16 protein-coding genes are annotated in these 17841 nt (G+C 57.0%); 6 read left to right on the forward strand and 10 right to left on the reverse strand.

All coding sequences use genetic code 11. The features are described from left to right. The first annotated feature begins 132 nt into the window (after positions 1 to 132). Positions 133 to 2301: a prolyl oligopeptidase family serine peptidase gene (locus H6F57_RS03135; protein WP_199289866.1), complete on the forward strand. Its 2169-nt coding sequence runs from the start codon at positions 133 to 135 to the stop codon at positions 2299 to 2301. A 166-nt stretch (positions 2302 to 2467) separates the two neighbouring features. Here H6F57_RS03135 and H6F57_RS03140 read toward each other — a convergent pair whose 3' ends face one another. The 4 genes from H6F57_RS03140 to H6F57_RS03155 all read right to left on the reverse strand — a co-directional run bounded on the left by H6F57_RS03140 (position 2468) and on the right by H6F57_RS03155 (position 5688). Next, on the reverse strand, positions 2468 to 2659 hold the full coding sequence (locus H6F57_RS03140) for a hypothetical protein (protein ID WP_190629510.1): 192 nt from the start codon (positions 2657 to 2659) through the stop codon (positions 2468 to 2470). 102 nt (positions 2660 to 2761) lie between these two features. After that, a complete protein-coding gene (eno, locus tag H6F57_RS03145) occupies positions 2762 to 4060 on the reverse strand; it encodes a phosphopyruvate hydratase (RefSeq protein ID WP_190629512.1) in 1299 nt (432 codons plus the stop codon). Positions 4061 to 4575: 515 nt separating this feature from the next. Beyond that, positions 4576 to 5007 (reverse strand): DUF2188 domain-containing protein, encoded by a 432-nt coding sequence (locus H6F57_RS03150; RefSeq protein WP_190629514.1) that lies wholly within the window; start codon positions 5005 to 5007, stop codon positions 4576 to 4578. Between the two features lie 99 nt (positions 5008 to 5106). After that, positions 5107 to 5688, reverse strand: a complete 582-nt coding sequence (locus tag H6F57_RS03155) for a hypothetical protein (protein ID WP_190629516.1) — start codon at positions 5686 to 5688, stop codon at positions 5107 to 5109. A 193-nt stretch (positions 5689 to 5881) separates the two neighbouring features. On the opposite strand from H6F57_RS03155, the gene rsmI reads away from it, so the two are divergent. After that, positions 5882 to 6760, forward strand: coding sequence for a 16S rRNA (cytidine(1402)-2'-O)-methyltransferase (gene rsmI, locus H6F57_RS03160; RefSeq protein WP_190629518.1), 879 nt, complete (start codon positions 5882 to 5884; stop codon positions 6758 to 6760). 34 nt (positions 6761 to 6794) lie between these two features. Here the strand turns inward: rsmI and H6F57_RS03165 are convergent, their stop codons facing one another. The 3 genes from H6F57_RS03165 to H6F57_RS03175 all read right to left on the reverse strand — a co-directional run bounded on the left by H6F57_RS03165 (position 6795) and on the right by H6F57_RS03175 (position 8716). Next, positions 6795 to 7196 (reverse strand): PIN domain nuclease, encoded by a 402-nt coding sequence (locus H6F57_RS03165; protein WP_190629520.1) that lies wholly within the window; start codon positions 7194 to 7196, stop codon positions 6795 to 6797. Then, complete coding sequence (locus tag H6F57_RS03170; RefSeq protein ID WP_190629522.1) at positions 7193 to 7387, reverse strand: type II toxin-antitoxin system VapB family antitoxin; 195 nt, start codon at positions 7385 to 7387, stop codon at positions 7193 to 7195. The genes H6F57_RS03165 and H6F57_RS03170 overlap by 4 nt, the downstream gene beginning before the upstream one ends. Positions 7388 to 7594: 207 nt before the next feature. Next, on the reverse strand, positions 7595 to 8716 hold the full coding sequence (locus H6F57_RS03175) for a peptidase M42 (RefSeq protein ID WP_190629524.1): 1122 nt from the start codon (positions 8714 to 8716) through the stop codon (positions 7595 to 7597). 254 nt (positions 8717 to 8970) lie between these two features. On the opposite strand from H6F57_RS03175, the gene H6F57_RS03180 reads away from it, so the two are divergent. From H6F57_RS03180 to nth, 3 genes are all read left to right on the forward strand, one after another. Then, positions 8971 to 9405, forward strand: a complete 435-nt coding sequence (locus tag H6F57_RS03180; RefSeq protein ID WP_073609073.1) for an Rrf2 family transcriptional regulator — start codon at positions 8971 to 8973, stop codon at positions 9403 to 9405. Positions 9406 to 9414: 9 nt separating this feature from the next. After that, on the forward strand, positions 9415 to 10377 hold the full coding sequence (gene cysK, locus H6F57_RS03185) for a cysteine synthase A (protein WP_190629526.1): 963 nt from the start codon (positions 9415 to 9417) through the stop codon (positions 10375 to 10377). 183 nt (positions 10378 to 10560) lie between these two features. Continuing rightward, positions 10561 to 11229, forward strand: coding sequence for an endonuclease III (nth, locus tag H6F57_RS03190; RefSeq protein ID WP_190629528.1), 669 nt, complete (start codon positions 10561 to 10563; stop codon positions 11227 to 11229). A gap of 521 nt (positions 11230 to 11750) precedes the next feature. Here nth and H6F57_RS03195 read toward each other — a convergent pair. Continuing rightward, a complete protein-coding gene (locus H6F57_RS03195; protein WP_199289868.1) occupies positions 11751 to 12038 on the reverse strand; it encodes a hypothetical protein in 288 nt (95 codons plus the stop codon). A gap of 182 nt (positions 12039 to 12220) precedes the next feature. After that, positions 12221 to 13213, reverse strand: coding sequence for an endonuclease/exonuclease/phosphatase family protein (locus H6F57_RS03200; protein WP_190629530.1), 993 nt, complete (start codon positions 13211 to 13213; stop codon positions 12221 to 12223). An 11-nt stretch (positions 13214 to 13224) separates the two neighbouring features. Here H6F57_RS03200 and H6F57_RS03205 point away from each other — a divergent pair, with 11 nt between their 5' ends. Next, complete coding sequence (locus H6F57_RS03205) at positions 13225 to 14439, forward strand: MFS transporter (protein ID WP_190629532.1); 1215 nt, start codon at positions 13225 to 13227, stop codon at positions 14437 to 14439. Positions 14440 to 14536: 97 nt separating this feature from the next. Here H6F57_RS03205 and H6F57_RS03210 read toward each other — a convergent pair whose 3' ends face one another. Beyond that, complete coding sequence (locus H6F57_RS03210; RefSeq protein WP_190629534.1) at positions 14537 to 17797, reverse strand: glycoside hydrolase family 15 protein; 3261 nt, start codon at positions 17795 to 17797, stop codon at positions 14537 to 14539. Positions 17798 to 17841: the final 44 nt, after the last annotated feature.

Here is a 17841-nt window from a genome sequence, read left to right on the forward strand (position 1 = left end):
GTTTCTTTCACGGTAGCTTGCTGGGCTGCTCTCGGGGATAGGGGCGACGGGGTTGTTAACAAACTCTGGTTAGATCGCCCGTCCGATAGGGGGATGGCGTTATGATGACTTGTCTTTATTTACAGGGCCTCGGTGGCGAATTCCTGGCGTAACTTGGGTGGTTGGGGCAGTGGATTAAGGGGTCTGTCTAAAGCTGGAGTGGTGCGATCGCTCACCCTAGCTACCCTCACGGCTCTCATCACGGCGACGGCTGGACGGGCAGAGATCATCTCCGTAGAGCTGGATGGATTTGAGGTGCCGCCCCTAGCCGAGGCCGAACAGACCCGGCTTGATGCTTTGCTCGGGGTGCGGCAGATTGAGGTACTCAGCACCCTGAGCCCCGATGGCTCTACCCTGGTGGTGGCCGTCAGCAGCCGCATCTTTACAGAAGATCGCAGCCTGCACTTTCTCAACCTGCGCACTGGGACCTTAAGCGACGCCCTCGCCCTGGAGTATGACATGGTCAACCCCGACCTGCCCCTGCGCTGGATCAGCAACGACACCCTGCGGTTTGTGCAACAGGATCCCTACGGCCCTTGGGAAATTATCAGCGTCAATCGGGTGACGGAGATCGCATCGCGCACCCAGGTTTACCCTACCCAGCCCGAAGAAGGGGAAATCTTGGGCATGGCCCCCGACTTTTCTAAGTTTGCCCTGCGGGTCTATGGCGAAGACGAGGACACTATCTATGTGGTGTTTTTGCCGTCGCTGCGCCGTTTAGAGGTAGCCAAACTGCCTGAGGGGTTGCAGATTCAGCCGCTGGCCTGGTCGGAGCGTGGCGACCAAGTGGCCCTGGTGATGTCGTCGGGGGAGGAACGCCGCCTGTACGATCGCACCCCCAACACCCCCAGCTTAGCCAAGCCCGTAGTGCAAGATGCCCTGGGTCGCCTAGATCCGGTAGACAACCCTTTTCATCAGCACAGCACCGTGCGGGTGTTTGACTTTACCCAATCTGAACCACTGCGCCTAGAGCTAACCGCCCCGGCCTCCGGTGGCGACCCCTTTGCCGGGGCCAGCCTCAGCCCCGATGGCCAACAGCTGCTGCTCAAGCGCTATCGGCCAAGCGCGGTGGCGGGTCGGGAGCACCCTTCCTATGTATTTCCTGAGTCGGCCTATTTTGAGGTCTACGACCTGGCTGGAACAGTGCTAGACACCATCGCGGCCGACGTCCTACGGGGACCAACGGAGTCGGGAGGGCAGTTTTTGGGCGACGATCGCTTGTTGTTTTGGGGCACTGAGGGCATCAACCGCCATCTGCATGTGTATGACCTGGGCCAGCGCACCCTCACCCCCCTGCCGCTACCGCCAGGATCCGTGGATGCGGCATCGATTGTTGCCAGTGAGAATGGCGACACCGTGGTCTACGGCTTTTCGTCAGTGACGCAACCGCCAGAGCTATTTGCGCTCACAACGGACGGAGAGTCGGAGCCGCGATCGCTCACCAATATCAACGAAGCCGTGGCCAGCAGCAACCGAGTGCGGGTGGATCCGGTGAGCTTTACAACTGCTCAGGGAGACCGCCAGGGCTTTCTGATTCAGCCAGCGGGCAGCACCTTTCCGCCCCAGAGGGTGCCGATCGTATTGTGGCAACAGGGGGGACCGGGCTTCTCAATGGCGAACGAGTTTGCCACCGAGGTAGAAATGCCGCTAAATCTGCTGCCCAACTTTGGCCTGGCGGTGCTGGTGGTGCCCCTGTCGGGGCGGGAGGGTTTTGGCCCAGAGTTTTACCGCGCCCTGGCTGACGACCAAAACTTTGGCCAGATCGACCTCCAAGAGGGGGCCGAGATCGTTCGCCAGATGATTCAGCGGGGGTGGACGACCGCCGACCAAGTGGGGATCACGGGCTGCTCCTACGGGGGCTACTACACGGCCCAGTTCACCAGTCAGTTTCCTCAGCTGGTAGCGGCAGCCAACCCCCAGTGCTCACTGCTCGACACGCTGACGGAGTGGCAGCTGGGTTATTCGTCACTGCTGTCGTACCTGGTGGGGCAAACCCCAATGGAGGCTCCCAATGCCTACCTTCAGGCGTCGCCCCTCTACAATGCGGCATCGATTCGCACTCCCACGCTGTTGTTTCATGGGGCTGAAGACTTTTTGCAGGTCGATGTAGCCCGCAACTTCCACGATGTGATTGAGCGGGCGGAGGTGCCCGTTACCCTATATGAGTTTCAGGGGGTGGGGCACAGCCTCTACGGGTCAGGCCATCAGCCCCTAGCGGCACAGCTGCAAATCGAGTTTTTTCGGCAATATTTGCAGCCCTAGGCGAGGATAACCGTACTTAGCCTGCTGTCTCAGTTGCTTACCAAAGCTTACTAAGAACTAGAGGGTTGTTTAGGCATTGTCGAGGCGGCGGGGATGTTGAGTGAATCGTTTCAACAGGGTTTGAAAGGGGTGCGATGTTCGGACTAGGAGGGCATGGGTATTCCGACTAGGTGAAGCCGGGTTTTTTTTGCTTCTCACCAAACGCTGCTTGGTAAACCCCTGTTGGGGTAGGGCGAATGACATTTGCCTCTATAAAATGGCCTGTTTTGAGACGGAGTTGTTGTTGCATTCCGGGGGAATGCAAATCCGAAGCTAGAAACCCCAATTCGAAGACCGAAACCCTGTAGGGGCTGAGCATGCTCAGCCCCTACAGATAAAAACTGCCGCAGCAGGGCCACGGCAGTCAGGGTTCAAGCATCCCTTTCACGCAAAAGAGAGCTTGGCGGATAGTTGGGCGTCTCTAGGCGGCCAGAGTTTTGCGCTTGAAGGTGTTGAGACCGGCGTATTGAGCTTTGGCACCCAGTTCTTCTTCGATGCGCAGTAGCTGGTTGTACTTCGATAGGCGTTCGCCCCGACAGGGGGCACCCGATTTGATTTGGCCGGTCATCGCGCCCACCACGAGGTCAGCGATGAAATCATCGGGGGTTTCGCCAGAGCGGTGGCTGACCATGCAGGTATAGCCTGCATCGTGGGACATTTTGATGGCTTCGAGGGTTTCGGTAATGGAGCCGATTTGGTTGACCTTGACCAGGGTCGAGTTGCCAACGCCATCTTTGATCGCCTGAGCAATGATGGCGGGATTGGTGACAAAGGCATCGTCGCCGACTAGCTGGATGCGATCGCCCAGCCGCTGAGTCATGGCTTGCCAACCTGCCCAATCTTGCTCGCCCAGACCGTCTTCAATCGACACAATGGGGAACTGGTTGACCCAGCTTTCCCACAGGTCAATCATGTCGGCGGTGGACTTGCGGCTGTTGTCAGACTTGTAGAACAGATAGCTGCCGTCTTCTTGGTAGAGTTCGCTGACGGCGGGGTCAAGGGCGATCGCAATGTCATCCCCAGGCCGCAGGCCGGCTTTCTCAATGCCCTTGAGAATTACCTCGATCGCTTCCACATTGCTCTTGAGGTTGGGGGCAAAGCCACCCTCGTCGCCAATGGCGGTGCTGTAGCCCGCATCTTTGAGCACTGACTTGAGGGCGTGGTAGACCTCGGCCCCGTAGCGCAGCGCCTCAGAAAAGGTCAGTGCACCCACCGGAGCAATCATAAATTCTTGAAAATCGACACTGTTGTCGGCGTGGGCACCGCCGTTGATGATGTTGAAGCAAGGCACCGGCAGCAGCACTGAGTCGGGGCCACCCAAATGGACGTAGAGGGGAATATCGGCAGCGACGGCAGCCGCCCGCGCCACTGCCATCGACACGCCCAAAATGGCGTTAGCGCCTAGGGTGCCCTTGTTGTCGGTGCCGTCTAGGGCCAGCATTTTGTGATCTACGGCAGCGAGATCCATCGCATCCATGCCGAGAATGGCGGGGGCAATGGTGTCGTTGACGTTGGCTACGGCCTTGAGCACCCCTTTACCACCGTAGACGGCTTTGTCGTCATCCCGCAGTTCTAGGGCTTCGCGAATACCGGTGGATGCTCCAGAGGGCACACCAGCCCGGCCCTTAGCCCCACCTTCTAGCACTACATCGACTTCAACCGTGGGGTTGCCCCGCGAATCTAAAATCTGCCTACCGTGAACCGATGTAATTGCGACCATAACCACTACTCCGTTGGTAATTCCATAGACCGTTGCAACCCCGCCATGAGGGCGCAAGTGCTGAAGCGTTAAATTATCCTGTAGTATCCTACCGGGTGAAAGCCCTCTTCTAACGTCGCTTCGGCCACCGTTTACGCTATCCAGCGCGCTTGTTGAGCCATTTGTAGAGGCGACTGCTTGAAACTCAACGACCGCCTGAGCCACGCTGCTCTACTAAGAGCCGTCCTTGCTTAAAGCCACAATCGTTGACAGTGCTTGTAAGCACGATTGGCTTTCTTGCATAGTACTAGCGTTAGATTAAGGCTTCACAAGTTCTTAGAATCCTCTAAGCATCATTTGCGCAAGGTTGCCGTCTGAAGCTTGAGAATTTTTGGGAGAACAGCACCAGCTATCCCAATGTCATATTGGCCGACGCTGAGCTATTAGGGCTCATATTTTACGAAATTTTTTAGCAGTCTTAGAGATCTAAAGAATCTTGAGGGGCAGAGATTTTAGATTCCACCTAAGCAGTAACGTTAGGAATAGTCCCGTTCCTCAATGATGTCGCCCTGCTTGTCGTGGATGCAGAGTTCCGTCTTTTGAGCTTTAGCTTGTTCTCTAGCTTTATCTACCACCTCGGCTTTTGTGCTGCCTTGAGCGACTCGTTTTTGGCCTTGGGTCGCGATCCAGCCCGACTCTTCCGGGTCGGCAAAAACGTGAATGGATTCTCCATCGCCTTTGTCATCATCGGCAGCAATGGCCTGACCTGTGGTGCCGGTATTTTTCTTGGCAATTTGTTTATGGCGGCGTTTGGCCCATTTTTCTGACTGGGCAGTGGCGATCGCGATCGCCCGACCATCCCCATAGCCATCTTCCAGTAAGGCATTGGCAATATCAATCGCCTTCCGCCGTACCTCAGCGGTCAAATTCTTCATGGAGGTTGGATAATCGTTGTAGGTCCAGGGCATCTTTACCGCAAAGCCTGCTAAATTTCAGTCTCAAGGGAAAACAGAAAAAACGTTCACCTTAACAGGGGCAACCCTGCACCCTGAACCTTTCCATTGCCGCTAGTTATCTTGGGGCGCAGTGCTGGTCGCTTGCGATCGCGCAAAAGACCGGTGAATCGCATTCAACACCGGGTCAATATTGTCGGTGGTGTCGCCGTAGTAGCTGGTAATGGTGGCGGTGGCGGTGGGGTAACCCACGTAGGTGATAAACGCGTTGGGCAACGCTTCAGGAATGCCGCTAATCCAGAGGCGCACGGCGGTGACTCCGTCGATGGTGACGGCATCGTAGCGGGTGACGACGTAGCCATTGGCGCGCAAAGACTCTAGCGACTCGCCCACTACCTCGCGGGGGGGTGCCTCTTGCCAGGTGACCTCAGTACGCATGGCGGGCAGGCTACCGCTGGCCCCGACACTATCGGCGACGAGCTGAGGGGCGTCGGTCTGTTCGCTCACCTGCCACCCGGCAGGAAATGCAATGGAGAATAAATCTGAGTAGCTGGTGGTCTCTAAAACTGGGGGAGCCTCGGCGGCGGCGGCGGCCTCAGCCGCTACTAGCTGGTCCGGAGCCTGCGCCAGGGCAGGGGATAGGCCAAGGGTTACCACTGCTCCTAGTCCTAAGGCCCAAGGTTTAAGGTATTTCATCACGACTCTCCTTTGCACTGACTCAACCACTGCTGTTTAGTATGGCCTATGGATAGGGTAGGGCGATTGTCTCAAGGGCGATTTGATCGTCGGTCTGACGGTGGGTGTTCTGCCCTCGCCTCAGGGGTGAATGCGAGAACCCGCCCACCCGCCAACGCTACACTAACCTCTTAGCCCCCACCTTTTTCTGCCCATGCCCCCGGCCCCCGACTCTGACCCCAAACCTGGCCATCTCTACGTGGTGGGCACGCCTTTGGGCAACCTTGAAGATATGACCTTTCGAGCGGTGCGAATGTTGCAGTCGGTCGATCTGATTGCTGCCGAAGACACCCGCCACACCGGCAAGCTGCTCCAGCATTTTCAGATCGCTACGCCGCAGATTAGCTACCACGAGCACAACCGCCACAGCCGCATCGGCGAGGTGCTGCACCACCTGCAAGCACGGCAGCACGCCGTGGCCCTCGTGTCAGATGCGGGGATGCCAGGAATTTCTGACCCTGGCTATGAACTGATCGCGGCCTGCGTTGAGGCAGACATTCCCGTGGTGCCAATTCCGGGGCCAACGGCGGCAATTACGGCGCTGTGCGTGGCGGGGTTGCCCAGCGATCGCTTCGTCTTTGAAGGCTTTTTGCCCCTCAAAGGCAAGGAAAGAACCACGCGATTAGAGGACATTAGCCAAGAGGATCGCACCATTGTGCTCTACGAAGCGCCCCACAAACTGATCAAAACCCTAGAGGATTTGGTGGCTGCTTTGGGGGGCGATCGCCCCGTCACTCTGGGCCGCGAACTGACCAAGCGATTCGAAGAATTTTGGCGCGGCACCCTGGGTAGTGCCCTAGTGCACTACCAGAGCGCAGCCCCCAAGGGCGAGTTCACCGTCGTGATTCAGGGCACACCTCGCGAAGCGCCCGTTCTTTCAAATGAAGCTATCAGAGCAGAATTAGAACAGCTGCTGCGCCAGGGAATGTCTCGGGCTGACGCTAGTCGCCAGCTCGCCAAAGCCACCGGACAATCCAAGAAAGCGATCTACCAGCTTTCCCTCGGCATTGATAGCAATGGATTCCCAAACTAGCGGCTGGATAGCCATCCCCGACGCTAGCCTTTTGTCATTCGGGCATTTGTACTGCATCAAGGCCGAGATGCTGCACGAAAGGGATAAAATCGCGATCGGAGAACAAGAGGGCGTGCTTCGCTTCAATGCAAAAGGTGGCAATAATCACATCGACGGTTTTGCGCACTGTGATGCCTCGTTTGCGGAGGGTACGAAAGTTGTCGGCGCTGTTAATGGCCAAGTCAGTATTGCTTAGCTGAAATATAGTCAGCGAGGTCAGGATTTGCTTGGCCGTAACATAGTCTGCATCTTGGCGGAATCCCTGCAAGACCTCGGTGAGAATAATGTCGCCAATGGCTAACGGTTGCGTACTGAGAAGCTGATCAAGCAACTCGACGTGGAGCGTGTCTTGACCGTTGAAGTAGTCAATCCACACGCTGGAATCGACCAAAATCATGCGTCGGTTCTCGCAGCATCTAGGTCACCATCCCAAGGTAGCTGGCCCCGAAAGGCTTTGATAGCTTCCTGCCGTTTGATTTGAATCAACAGCTTGAGGGCGAGTTCGACCACCTTATCGGTAGTTTCTAGCCCAGTCGCCTGCAAGGCATCAGCAACCAAAGCATCATCAATTTCGATATTCGTTTTCATGGTTGCAGCTTTACCAGGCTCTGCTAATGTCGAGGCAGCTGTTCTCGTTGAACCCCCTCTGGGAACGGTTACGGCTTGCCAATACTAAACTCATTATGACCCTTGCGGCTTTTGGCGAAAAACCCGTGTCTTTGGTGCTTTTTTAATGGCATGACCAATGTTTTGCCTTAAAGACCGAGGTTTTGTACTAACCTTAACGCCCCTGGGCTAGTCAAGATAGGTCTGCAACAGGCGAATCACCGCTGCTACCGAGGCCAGTGATGCCGTTTCAGTTGCGGTGTGGTATTCGGTGGTAGGAATTTGCAGCGTGGTGCCCGTTACCGACCCTTCTGTAGCGGCGGTGAGGCGACCCATCTCGGTGCGCCCCAGTGAGTAGGGCTTAGGGCGACTCAGATTTTGGGCGGCAATGTAGTCGTCTTTATAGCTGTAGGGAATGTCGAGCCGGGTGCAGCGATCGGCTAGCTCTTGAGTAATGCCGGTGGCAAAATCGGCGCTGGCATCTTTGCGACGCAGGGTGACGAGCTGCTGGTCGGCGGCCTCGCGGCTGTGGTAGGGGCTGGTGTCGAGGGCGACCAGCCGCTGGGTCGCGATGCGCTGCCGCTGAAACCACGACAGCGCGTAGCGCCAGCTGCGGCCCGACTCTTCCTGGGCGGTGAACAGGGCGGTGCCCTCAAACCCGCAGCGAAACAAAAAGATAATGATGGCGGCGCTGATTACATTGTCGAGCTGAGCCGAAATATAGCCATCCTTGAATTGCAGGCGGTCTAAAAACGATATCGGGGTGCCAGGCTGAAGGTAGTCGAGCCCGTCGACCTCAAAAATCAGGTTCTTGCGTTCGGGGCAAATGTAGGAGTTGGTGATAGTCCCCTGGCCGATGTAGGTGCCGGTGTAGGGCAGGTGGGCCTGCACCCGCTGCCCCTGAAAGCGGTTCTCAATGGTGTGCAGCATTTGCTCAGACACCGAGTCGCCCGTTAGCTCGCCCTGGTTGCTTGCAATAAAGGCGGCATATTGAAACTCGTTGGGGCCGGTGCAGAGTAGGCCGTGGCGATCGATATGGGCCGACAGCATCAGGTCGTGGGGGCGGCGACCCTGAGCCACCAAGACACCGTGGTAGTAACTGACCTCGGCCCCAACCTCGTCTAGCTCGCGCCGCAGCACCCGAAAAAACGAATCTTCGCTGCCTACCACCGAGGGCTCGCGAATCAGAAATTGCAGAATTTCAAGAAAATCGGCTAGGCCTTCTAGGGGTGCTGGAGCAGGGGCTAAAGCAGCCTGGGCAGCAGCAGCGGGGCCAACAAGTTGGTCAACAACCAGGTTCAGTGGGCTCATAGAAAAGGCCTGCCAGAGGTTTGCCTGCGGTGCTGAAAACGTGACTGGGCGGGGTGAAACTGGGGCGGACAGCCTGCGGAGTAAACGCGATCGCCCCTATATCTATGTATCCCAGAACACTACCCCGAAGCCCTGTGACGTTTAGTGAAGCCCAATACAAATCCAGCAGTTTTTTCGCGATCGCATTAATCCTGCAAACCCCAGTGGAGAACCGGAGTATACTAAAAGGTATCGCTCTTTACCCCGCCCGCCCTGTGGATTTGTCTTCTAAAAGTGAATATGCTCTGCTAGCTCTGCTAGAACTGAGCCCCCACTATGCCAGCGGCGAGCCGCTGCAAATTCGGCAGATTGCCAGCCAGCAGAATATCCCCGATCGCTATCTAGAGCAACTGCTGGCCACCCTGCGCCGGGCGGGCCTAGTCAAGAGCCAGCGCGGGGCGCGGGGCGGCTATCTGCTGGCCCGTGATCCATGGAAGATTACCCTCTATGATGTGGTGAGCTGCATAGAAGGGTTTGAGCCCCAGGCCGACCCCACCCAAGTGTCTAACACGCCAGAAGCGCAGGTTATTCAAGGTGTGTGGGGAGAGGTGCGCCAAGCCGCCGAGGGGGTGCTGCACAAGTACACCTTGCAAGACATGGTCGAAAAGCGCAACGCCCAACAACAAGTCGACATTATGTATTACATCTAGGCCAGGCCCATGCGAATTGCCGAAAACGTGACTCAACTCATTGGCCGCACCCCCCTGGTGCAGCTCAACCGCATTCCCCAAGAGGCCGGCTGCCTAGCCCGGCTGGTAGTCAAACTTGAGGGCATGAACCCCTCGTCCTCCGTTAAAGACCGCATTGGCATCAACATGATTGAGGCCGCCGAAGCCGAAGGATTAATCACTCCCGGCAAAACCACCCTGGTCGAGCCCACCTCGGGCAACACTGGCATTGCCCTGGCCATGGCGGCGGCGGCGAAGGGCTACCGTCTGATTCTCACCATGCCCGAGACCATGAGTTCTGAGCGGCGAGCCATGCTGCGGGCCTACGGGGCTGAGCTAGAACTCACCCCCGGCGTAGCCGGTATGTCAGGCTGCATCCAGCGGGCTCAGGATATTCTCGACACCCTGCCCGATGCCTACATGCTGCAACAGTTTCGCAATCCGGCCAACCCCGACATTCACCGCCGCACCACCGCTGAAGAAATCTGGGCCGACACCGATGGCCAGGTCGACATCTTGGTGGCCGGCGTGGGCACGGGCGGCACCATCACTGGCGTGGCTGATGTACTGAAGCAGCGCAAGCCGGGGTTCAAGGCGATCGCCGTCGAACCCATCAACAGCCCAGTACTGTCAGGCGGGCGGCCTGGCTCCCACAAAATTCAGGGCATTGGGGCCGGTTTCGTCCCTGAAGTCTTGAACGTGAGCCTGATCGACGAAGTGGTGCAGGTCAGTGACGAGGATGCGATCGCCTACGGTCGCCGTCTCGCCCGCGAGGAGGGCCTGCTCTCGGGCATTTCCACCGGAGCCGCCGTCAAGGCCGCTGTGGATGTGGGCTGCCGCCCCGAAAACGACGGCAAGCTGATTGTGATCATTCAGCCCAGCTTTGGTGAGCGCTACCTGAGCACGCCGCTGTTTCAAGACGCCGAGCTGATGGCTCCCTTGGTGATGAGCTAGTAATCTGTCAAGCTAAAGGTGATGGGTCAGTGGGGTGTAGGATTCAAGGTTTCAGGTTCACGATCGGCCTTGAACCGTACACCTTAAACCCTACACCCCCTCTATTCGAGCCTGTCACAATCAGCCTGCTTAAGTACTAGTTTCTCTAAATTCTGCAAATTAGTCCTGCAAACCTGTAGCGTAGTGACTGCCAAGGAATTTGATATCGACCGGGCGATCGCCCTGCTGCGCGAGGCGGTGGCCCCGTTTCCCAAAGCCGCTATGTTTCAGCTGGCGGAAGAGGGTTTCGACACGGTATACGAGCAGCTCGTTGCCTGTATCATCTCCATTCGCACCTACGACGAGGTGAGCGTGGTGGTGGCGCAGCGGCTGTTTGCTCGGGCGCGATCGCCAGAGCAAATGGTGGAGCTGGAGGTGGAAGAGATTTTGACCCTCATCGACGGGTCTACCTTTGCAGAGAACAAGGCTCCACAGATTCATCAGATTTCCCAGCAAATTTTGACTGAGCTGGACGGCAACCTGCCCGCCGACCCCGAGGTGCTGATTCAGTTCAAGGGGGTGGGGCCGAAGTGTGCCCACTTGGCGCTGGGGGTGGCGCTGGGCTACCCCTGTATCAGCGTCGATGTGCATGTGCACCGGGTTACGAACCGCTGGGGCTATGTGCAAACCAAGTCGCCCGAAAAAACCATGACGGCCCTGGAAGCCAAACTGCCGCAGCCCTACTGGGTTGAGCTCAATCGGCTGCTGGTGCCCTTTGGCAAACATATCTGCACGGGCAGTCGACCCAAATGTGGGCGCTGCCCTCTAGCCGACATGTGTGCTCAGGTTGGAGTTGCTTCGGCTGCTCTTTAGTGCTTCGGCAAGCTTTAATCTACGAGTTTGTAGCGTGGCATCGAGTTTATGATACCCCCTGGGATGATGCCTTCAGAAGGCTATTATCCTTTCGCTTTGGCTCCTAAGAAGTGTAATATCGTCTCAGAAAAGTAGGCTATAGAGAGAATTAACATAGGTTTCTGCGTATGACCGATGAAGCTGCCCGCCGTAACCTAGCTATTTTGGGTCGGATCAGTGCCTACAGCTGCTAGAGTTTTCTTCGACGTTTCTATAAATCCTAACGCAATGCTCTATGGCACGTTTGGAGTCAGCAAAAATCTTGTTCTCCAGTAGCGCCTTGTCATGTGCTGTGCGACTCTTCTTGATCTGTCAATTCTTCAATCTCATTCGAGATTAGTTTGCAATGTGCTCCTTTGTGTAATTTATCAACAAATTTTCGCAGTTCTGACAAACGTTCATCACCCATAGGTACAGAGGAAAGTAGTTTCGTGACAAATTTTGGACCATGGGTTCCTATGTCTGGACAAAAATTCTCTATCTCACCGACAGGTACCAATTTGAAAAGGGTCTACCACCAGCACGCCGTCGCTGCCGATGACGATGCTGCCATTACAGATGGCCATGTTGGGGTCGGTGGGTGGAAAGTCTACGCTGGCGATCAGCCCGTAAACGCCATCGCCCAGTTCTTCTAGGGTGAGCCCAGCTGACTCTAGGGTGACCGGAGCCGAGGTATCTTGGGCTGTAGCACGAGGTTGCAGAGCAATCAGCCCCACTGCCGTCACCGTTACCAGTAGCAGCACTAATACCCATTGTTGTAGCTGTTTCATTGCTTAAAGCCCTGGAAACAATACGATTTGCGGTTTGACACCCTAGGGCAGGTACTTCTCAAACTACAGTCGTTCCACAATATCGAACTTTGAAAGCTATGGCTAGGTGGTCAAGCAAAGCCATGGGTAGGATCGCTTTCATCTAGGCTACCGGATCCTTTTTAAGCACTTCCTTTATAAAATCAGCGCAATCGCACCTGAGCCTGTATGGGCAGGTGGTCTGACGCCTGGGCGGCCTCGGCGACAACTTCGGCGGTCACCAGATCTAGGGTAGCGGGAGTGTAAAAGATATAGTCGAGAACGTACTGAGGCTGATCGGACGGAAAGGTAAATGACGATGGGGCCGTGGGCAGTGCCGAGGTCAGCACTGGAGAATCGAGTAGGAATTGAATCGATCGCGGATCGTCGCCTTCGTTGCGGTTGAGGCTGCTATTGAAGTCGCCTAACAGCAGAACGGGGTAGTCCTCGGCGTAGCCCTCAGCTAGCTCGCGCACCACCTGGGTTTGGCGGATGCGGGTAGGGGCATCAAACGCTTCGAGGTGAACGTTGATCACGATCAGGGTTTGGCCAGATACGTCGATTTCAGTCACCTGGGCAACGCGATCGAGGTACAGCGCGTTGTAGTAAAACGGATTCGTCGGTACCTTTTCTAGCACCAGCCGTTCGTTGCGGCGAACGGGGTAGCGACTGAGCACCGCCTGGCCCGAGATCACCTGCTTATAGTGAGCCTGAGGTGGCCAGTAGGGGAAAGGCACGTAGCGTTTGTCCCAGTTGACGGCGATCGCCCCAAAGGCCATCTCCAGCGCCGCCGCCACCGCATACTGCTGGTTGAGGTTGAACGATCGGTAGGCATCAAAGTCAATTTCTTGCAGCGCCAGAATATCGGGTTGGAGAGTTTGTAGGGCGGCGATCGCCGTAGCCTGATTCACCTCAAAGAGTGCTTTGTCTCGCTCGACCGCCTGCTGGTTGGTCAGCCCTGATAGGTAGCCAATGTTGTAGCTCACTACGCTAAGCTGCTCAGGGTTGGTTACACCTGGGGGATACGCCTCGTAGGTAACCAGGTTGTCGTAGTCAGCAGCTTTCCAGTTAGGAGAGCTGATATAGACGAAGGTGCCTACCAGCGCTGTCACCGGCAACCCCAGCGCCAGCGATACAGTGACGAAAACATTTTTCATAGATTGATTTTATGACCTCAGCTAACCCCTCGCGCCTGCCGCTGCGGTTTTGGATTGCTGCTCTGGTGGCGTTTATCAATGCGGTGGGGTTCACGCTAATTATTCCGCTAATTTACCCTTACGCGGTGGAGTTTGGCCTGAGCGACTTTCAAGCCAGTCTGCTGACTACGGCCTATGCGGCGGCACAGTTTGTGGCTACCCCCATCCTGGGGCGACTGTCCGATCGCATGGGCCGCAAGCCCTTGCTAATTGTCAGCCTGCTGGGCACAGTGGGGGCGAATTTGATGGCGGGGCTGGCCCCAGTGGCCTGGGTGCTGTTTGTGGCGCGCCTGCTCGACGGGATCACTGGCGGCAATACCTCTATCGCCCAGGCGATCGTTAGCGACATCACCACGCCAGAGCAGCGGGCGCGGGCCTACGGTATTTTTGGGGCAGTATTTCGGCTGGGGTTTGTGGTGGGGCCACCGCTGAGCTACGTGGCGCAGCTGGTGCCGCCGCTACCGGGGTTTACCAGCCTGGGCATGGGGTTTTTGTTTTCGGCGGCGATCGCCCTATTTGCCACTGGGCTTTGCCTGGTGCTGCTGCCAGAAACTCTAGAGACCGGCTCCAGCAGGTTTCAGTTTTCCTGGCAGGATTTTGGCTTTGGTCGGCTGGCTAGGTCGGCCACCGATGGGCGCTTTGGCCGCATTTTTTGGCTGACCTTCTTTAGCGGTTTTACCTTTACAATCTTTACCTTTGCCTTTCAGCCCTTCTTTCTTAAGGTGCTGGGGCAAGATGCCCGCAACCTGGCGATTATGTTCGCGGCGGTGGGGATGATTGGCTTTGTGACTCAGGTGTTTGCCCTAGAGCCGCTGCGGCGGCGGTTTCGGCTCGTGCAGATTTTGGCGGGGGCGTTGGCCGCGCGGGGCGTTTTGTTTTTGCTGATGCCCGCGTTTCCTAATATCGTGGCGTTTGTGGCGATCGCCGTCATCTTCAGCGCCGTCAACTCGTTCCCCATGCCGCTGATCGATGCGCTGCTGTCGCTCAACAGCGGCCCGCGCGAACAGGGGGAAGTGATGGGGCTAAACGCCTCGTACCTGAGCATTTCCAATGCGATCGGCCCAGCGACGGCGGGGCTACTGGTCAGCGTCAGCTACAGCTTCCCGTTTTGGATTGCTGGAGCGCTAACGCTGCTGACCGCCTGGTTTGCGATGACGCTATCGGGTCGAGGCATAGCGAAGGCATAAGGAATAAGGATTCAATACCGTGGGATGGCCATCTTGGCTAGCCACGGTCAGGCAGGATGCTTAACCTACAAAACGTGGGTTCTATTAAATCCTATTCCTAAGCCACCTCTTCTAGTACCTCAGCCCCTGTTTCAGCTTCGCCCAGCACGGTGAGGAATTGTAGCGCCATCGCAATGTAGGTGGCGCACTGGGTCGGCGGCAGTTGATAGAATGCCTGCCAGGCAGCGGCCTTGTCAGATTCGTAGGCGGCAATGCGATCGGGCTGTTGGTCGAGCCAGCCGAGGCGCACGGCGTGGCCAATCAGCACATCAAGGTAGATGTGGTCTTCAAAGTAGAGATCGGGGTTGACCTTGAAGATTTCGCCCATTTCGCGCAGGGCTTCGAGGTTGACGTGGCGATATTCGGGAGCCTGAATTTTGTTTAGCAGGTGGGTAATGCGGCGCTCAAAGTTTTGCTCGCCGGGGGTCATTTCGGAGAGAATGCGATCGCTGTCCAACCTGTTTTTGCGGTCAAACTTATTGCCGATCACAATGCCCTTGGAGTGCTTTAACACCTCCCACACCTGGGTATAAAACTCCTCCGAGATGCGGGCAATTTCACCGTCAATTACCCGCTTGCGCCACCAGTCGTGGGCACTGGGCGCTTCGGCTTCTTCGGCGGCGGGTTCGATATCCGTGGGCACCACCTGCCAGTTGATCGGGTTGTGGGGCTTAACATGCAGCGACTCGCGCCGAAAGATCGATTGATTCAACCCGTCGAACCCGGCTAGCACCTGGCGCAGGCGAGTCTTAAGCTCAAAGGGGCTGAGGTCGATCAGTTGACCGTAGGCCTCGTCTTGGGTAATGCCGCGCTCGCGGGCCAGTTCGCTGGTAATCAGCAGCAGCAGGTAGCCCACTCGCAGGGTCATCAGTCCTTTGAAGAGGGAAGGCTCCGCTTTGATCAGAATGCTAAGGTCGATCAGCACCTCCTGGGTGAGCACATGGTCGCGCACGTCGTCGCCGCAGAAGGTGCGTATTTTGTCGACGATCTCGCTGTGACCCATGGGCTCGCTAATCAGCGATTCCTCGCTGTAGGATTTGCCCACGGAGATTTGCTTCTGGCGCACCAGCAGCTCGGTTACCGCATCGGACAGGGTGATATCGGCCTTCCCTAAAAGCCCGGCCGCCCGGCGCAAGATGCCCCACTGCTCAAGCTGGCTGGCCTTGGCATAAACCTCATCCAGCAGGTCTTCGACGGTGATAGCGTAATTGGAGCCGCCGAAGCCAGTATTAAAGCCACTGCCGTGCAAATGCTTGAGGGTGCTGAGCAGCTCAATTTGTTCGTAGATGTTGTTTGACTGGCGCAGCTGGGCGAGCAGATGGTCGAGGTTGGTTTCGTTTTCTAAGGTGTATTCTTCGAGCAGCGACAGGGGGCCGTCGCGATCGGGCTCAAAGCCTAAGTAGGCCGTCCACAGGGGAGTGTAGCCCACGGAGGTGCTGCCCAGCTGGTAGCCGTTGACGTTTTCGACCCGCTCTAGGCTGGTGGTCATCATCAGCTGGTGCAAGGGGCCAAGTTTGACAGGGACGTGATCGCAGCGATCGTCCTGCAATTCTTGCATCAGCGCCATCAGCGGCGACTCATAGATTGGTTTGTGACCTAGCTCAAACATGGCGTGGGTCAGCAGCAGCGTCACAGTGGGCCGCCCCGGCTCGCGCCAGTGGTCGTAGATATAGGCCAGCTCGCTGCGAATTTGGGCGACCAGAAAGTGGTAGTCGAGAGTGAGATAAAACCGCTGCTGATCTAAGAACGACGGCAAAAACACCACCGACTCGCCCCTGATGCGAAAAATTCGCGAGGTGGTCAGGCTGCGCAGCCGCCGCACTGGGCGACCGCTGAGGTTTAGCTTGTCGTTCTTGCCAATTTCGGCATAGGTCGACGATAGCTCAGTGGCTGGAAACACCTGCACCGGGTCAATCTCTTCTAGGGTTTGGGTAGGCAGACCGTAGGTGGCAAGCTCCGTTTGCAGAGCCTTGTCTTCGGCTAGCAGAGCTACCTGCACCACTGGGTAGCGATGGTCACCTAGGGCGCGGTGCCGCCCCAGGGGGTCGATATCACTGGGTTTGAGGAGTCCGTCTTGAAGCAGCTGCCCTAGGAGATAGAGACTCTGGGCCCACACCAAAGGCAGGTTATCGTTGGGTAAGCGGGGCTGGCTGCCAGGCTTTGCCCGTTCGGCCTCCAGGTTATCTTCGGGCACGTAATATAGCTCGGGCAGCAGGCCATGGCCGTCGCGATCGACGGTGAGAGCCGCCAAGCGCTCTTGGTAAAAGAGGATTTGGTCGCGATCGCCCTCAAATAAACTGTCTAGCCATAGGTAGGTAAAAAACAGCGGCCACTCGCACTCAATGTGCTCAAACTGGCGCAGTTCCTCCGGCTCGTAGTGCAGTCGGTGGGTGTCTTCAATCACGGTCTGGTGACCGTCGCGCAAAAACCGCTTGCAGCCGTAGGGGCCTTGCAGCTTGTCGATGATTTTTTGCCGGGTCTTTTGGGCCAGCTGCTCGTCGTCAATGGCAAAGGCTGGGTAACCCACCACGCTCAGCAGCGCCGCGTCAATTTCTTTTGACCCCGACTCTCGGGGCAGCAGCGACTCTAGGGTAATGCGAGCGCGGGCAATCTCATCGGTGAGCACGTGAATAGTGGAGGACTGTCCTCCGCGCATGCCAAACAGGTTAAATCCTCGCAGCGCCTCTAAAGCCGCCTTGGCCATGCCCACGGAGCTAGCGTTGAGCTCGGGCTTGCCGTGGTTCATTTTGTTGCCCCGTTCCCAAATGCCGTAGTCGGGGGTGCGGTAGGCGCGGCCAATGTAGTAGACCAGGTTCTGCACAAAGTTGACTTCATCCTGGGTGTAGATGATTTGCAGCCCCGAGGCCGTCATCTGGGCCAGCATGAGCAAAAACACCGAGGTGGCGTCGATTTGCAGGTGGCCCCACTCGTCGTCCCCCACGACCGGTAGCCCAGTGCCCGTGTCGTACTTGGCATGCAGCGCTTGCAGCGGATCCTGTCGCTCTTTGAAATGCTCAACTTTTTTAGCCTGGCGCAGCATAGCTGTGAGTAGGCCGCGCATGAGCTTGACGACGCTCTGCTCTAGCTCCACCGTGCGGCCTCGGTCGTCATCGAGGTGGCGGTAGGCCAGACCCACACCCCACACCGCCAGAATGCTGTAGACGTTATCACGTACCCAGGCATCGGTGTAGTTGCCGTGTACATTCACTGCCGTGCTGGCGGGTAAGAGGCCGCTAACCGGGTGCTGCCGCGACAAAATCACGGTTTTGACCTGCTGGTAGTAGCGATCGAGCCGCTCCTGAAGGGAAGCTGAGGACATGGGCAGTGGCGATAGGAACGACAGCAGACAGTGAAAGTTAATCG

Source organism: Leptolyngbya sp. FACHB-60, from assembly GCF_014695775.1.
In the GTDB taxonomy this organism is placed as follows: domain Bacteria; phylum Cyanobacteriota; class Cyanobacteriia; order Phormidesmidales; family Phormidesmidaceae; genus Nodosilinea.

Coding starts and splice junctions, on each gene's coding strand:
- H6F57_RS03140 (WP_190629510.1), bottom strand. CDS start 2,659: ATGCTCAGCCCCTACAGGGTTTCGGTCTTCGAATTGGGGTTTCTAGCT.
- eno (WP_190629512.1), bottom strand. CDS start 4,060: ATGGTCGCAATTACATCGGTTCACGGTAGGCAGATTTTAGATTCGCGG.
- H6F57_RS03150 (WP_190629514.1), bottom strand. CDS start 5,007: ATGCCCTGGACCTACAACGATTATCCAACCTCCATGAAGAATTTGACC.
- H6F57_RS03155 (WP_190629516.1), bottom strand. CDS start 5,688: ATGAAATACCTTAAACCTTGGGCCTTAGGACTAGGAGCAGTGGTAACC.
- rsmI (WP_190629518.1), top strand. CDS start 5,882: ATGCCCCCGGCCCCCGACTCTGACCCCAAACCTGGCCATCTCTACGTG.
- H6F57_RS03165 (WP_190629520.1), bottom strand. CDS start 7,196: ATGATTTTGGTCGATTCCAGCGTGTGGATTGACTACTTCAACGGTCAA.
- H6F57_RS03170 (WP_190629522.1), bottom strand. CDS start 7,387: ATGAAAACGAATATCGAAATTGATGATGCTTTGGTTGCTGATGCCTTG.
- H6F57_RS03175 (WP_190629524.1), bottom strand. CDS start 8,716: ATGAGCCCACTGAACCTGGTTGTTGACCAACTTGTTGGCCCCGCTGCT.
- cysK (WP_190629526.1), top strand. CDS start 9,415: ATGCGAATTGCCGAAAACGTGACTCAACTCATTGGCCGCACCCCCCTG.
- H6F57_RS03195 (WP_199289868.1), bottom strand. CDS start 12,038: ATGAAACAGCTACAACAATGGGTATTAGTGCTGCTACTGGTAACGGTG.
- H6F57_RS03200 (WP_190629530.1), bottom strand. CDS start 13,213: ATGAAAAATGTTTTCGTCACTGTATCGCTGGCGCTGGGGTTGCCGGTG.
- H6F57_RS03205 (WP_190629532.1), top strand. CDS start 13,225: ATGACCTCAGCTAACCCCTCGCGCCTGCCGCTGCGGTTTTGGATTGCT.
- H6F57_RS03210 (WP_190629534.1), bottom strand. CDS start 17,797: ATGTCCTCAGCTTCCCTTCAGGAGCGGCTCGATCGCTACTACCAGCAG.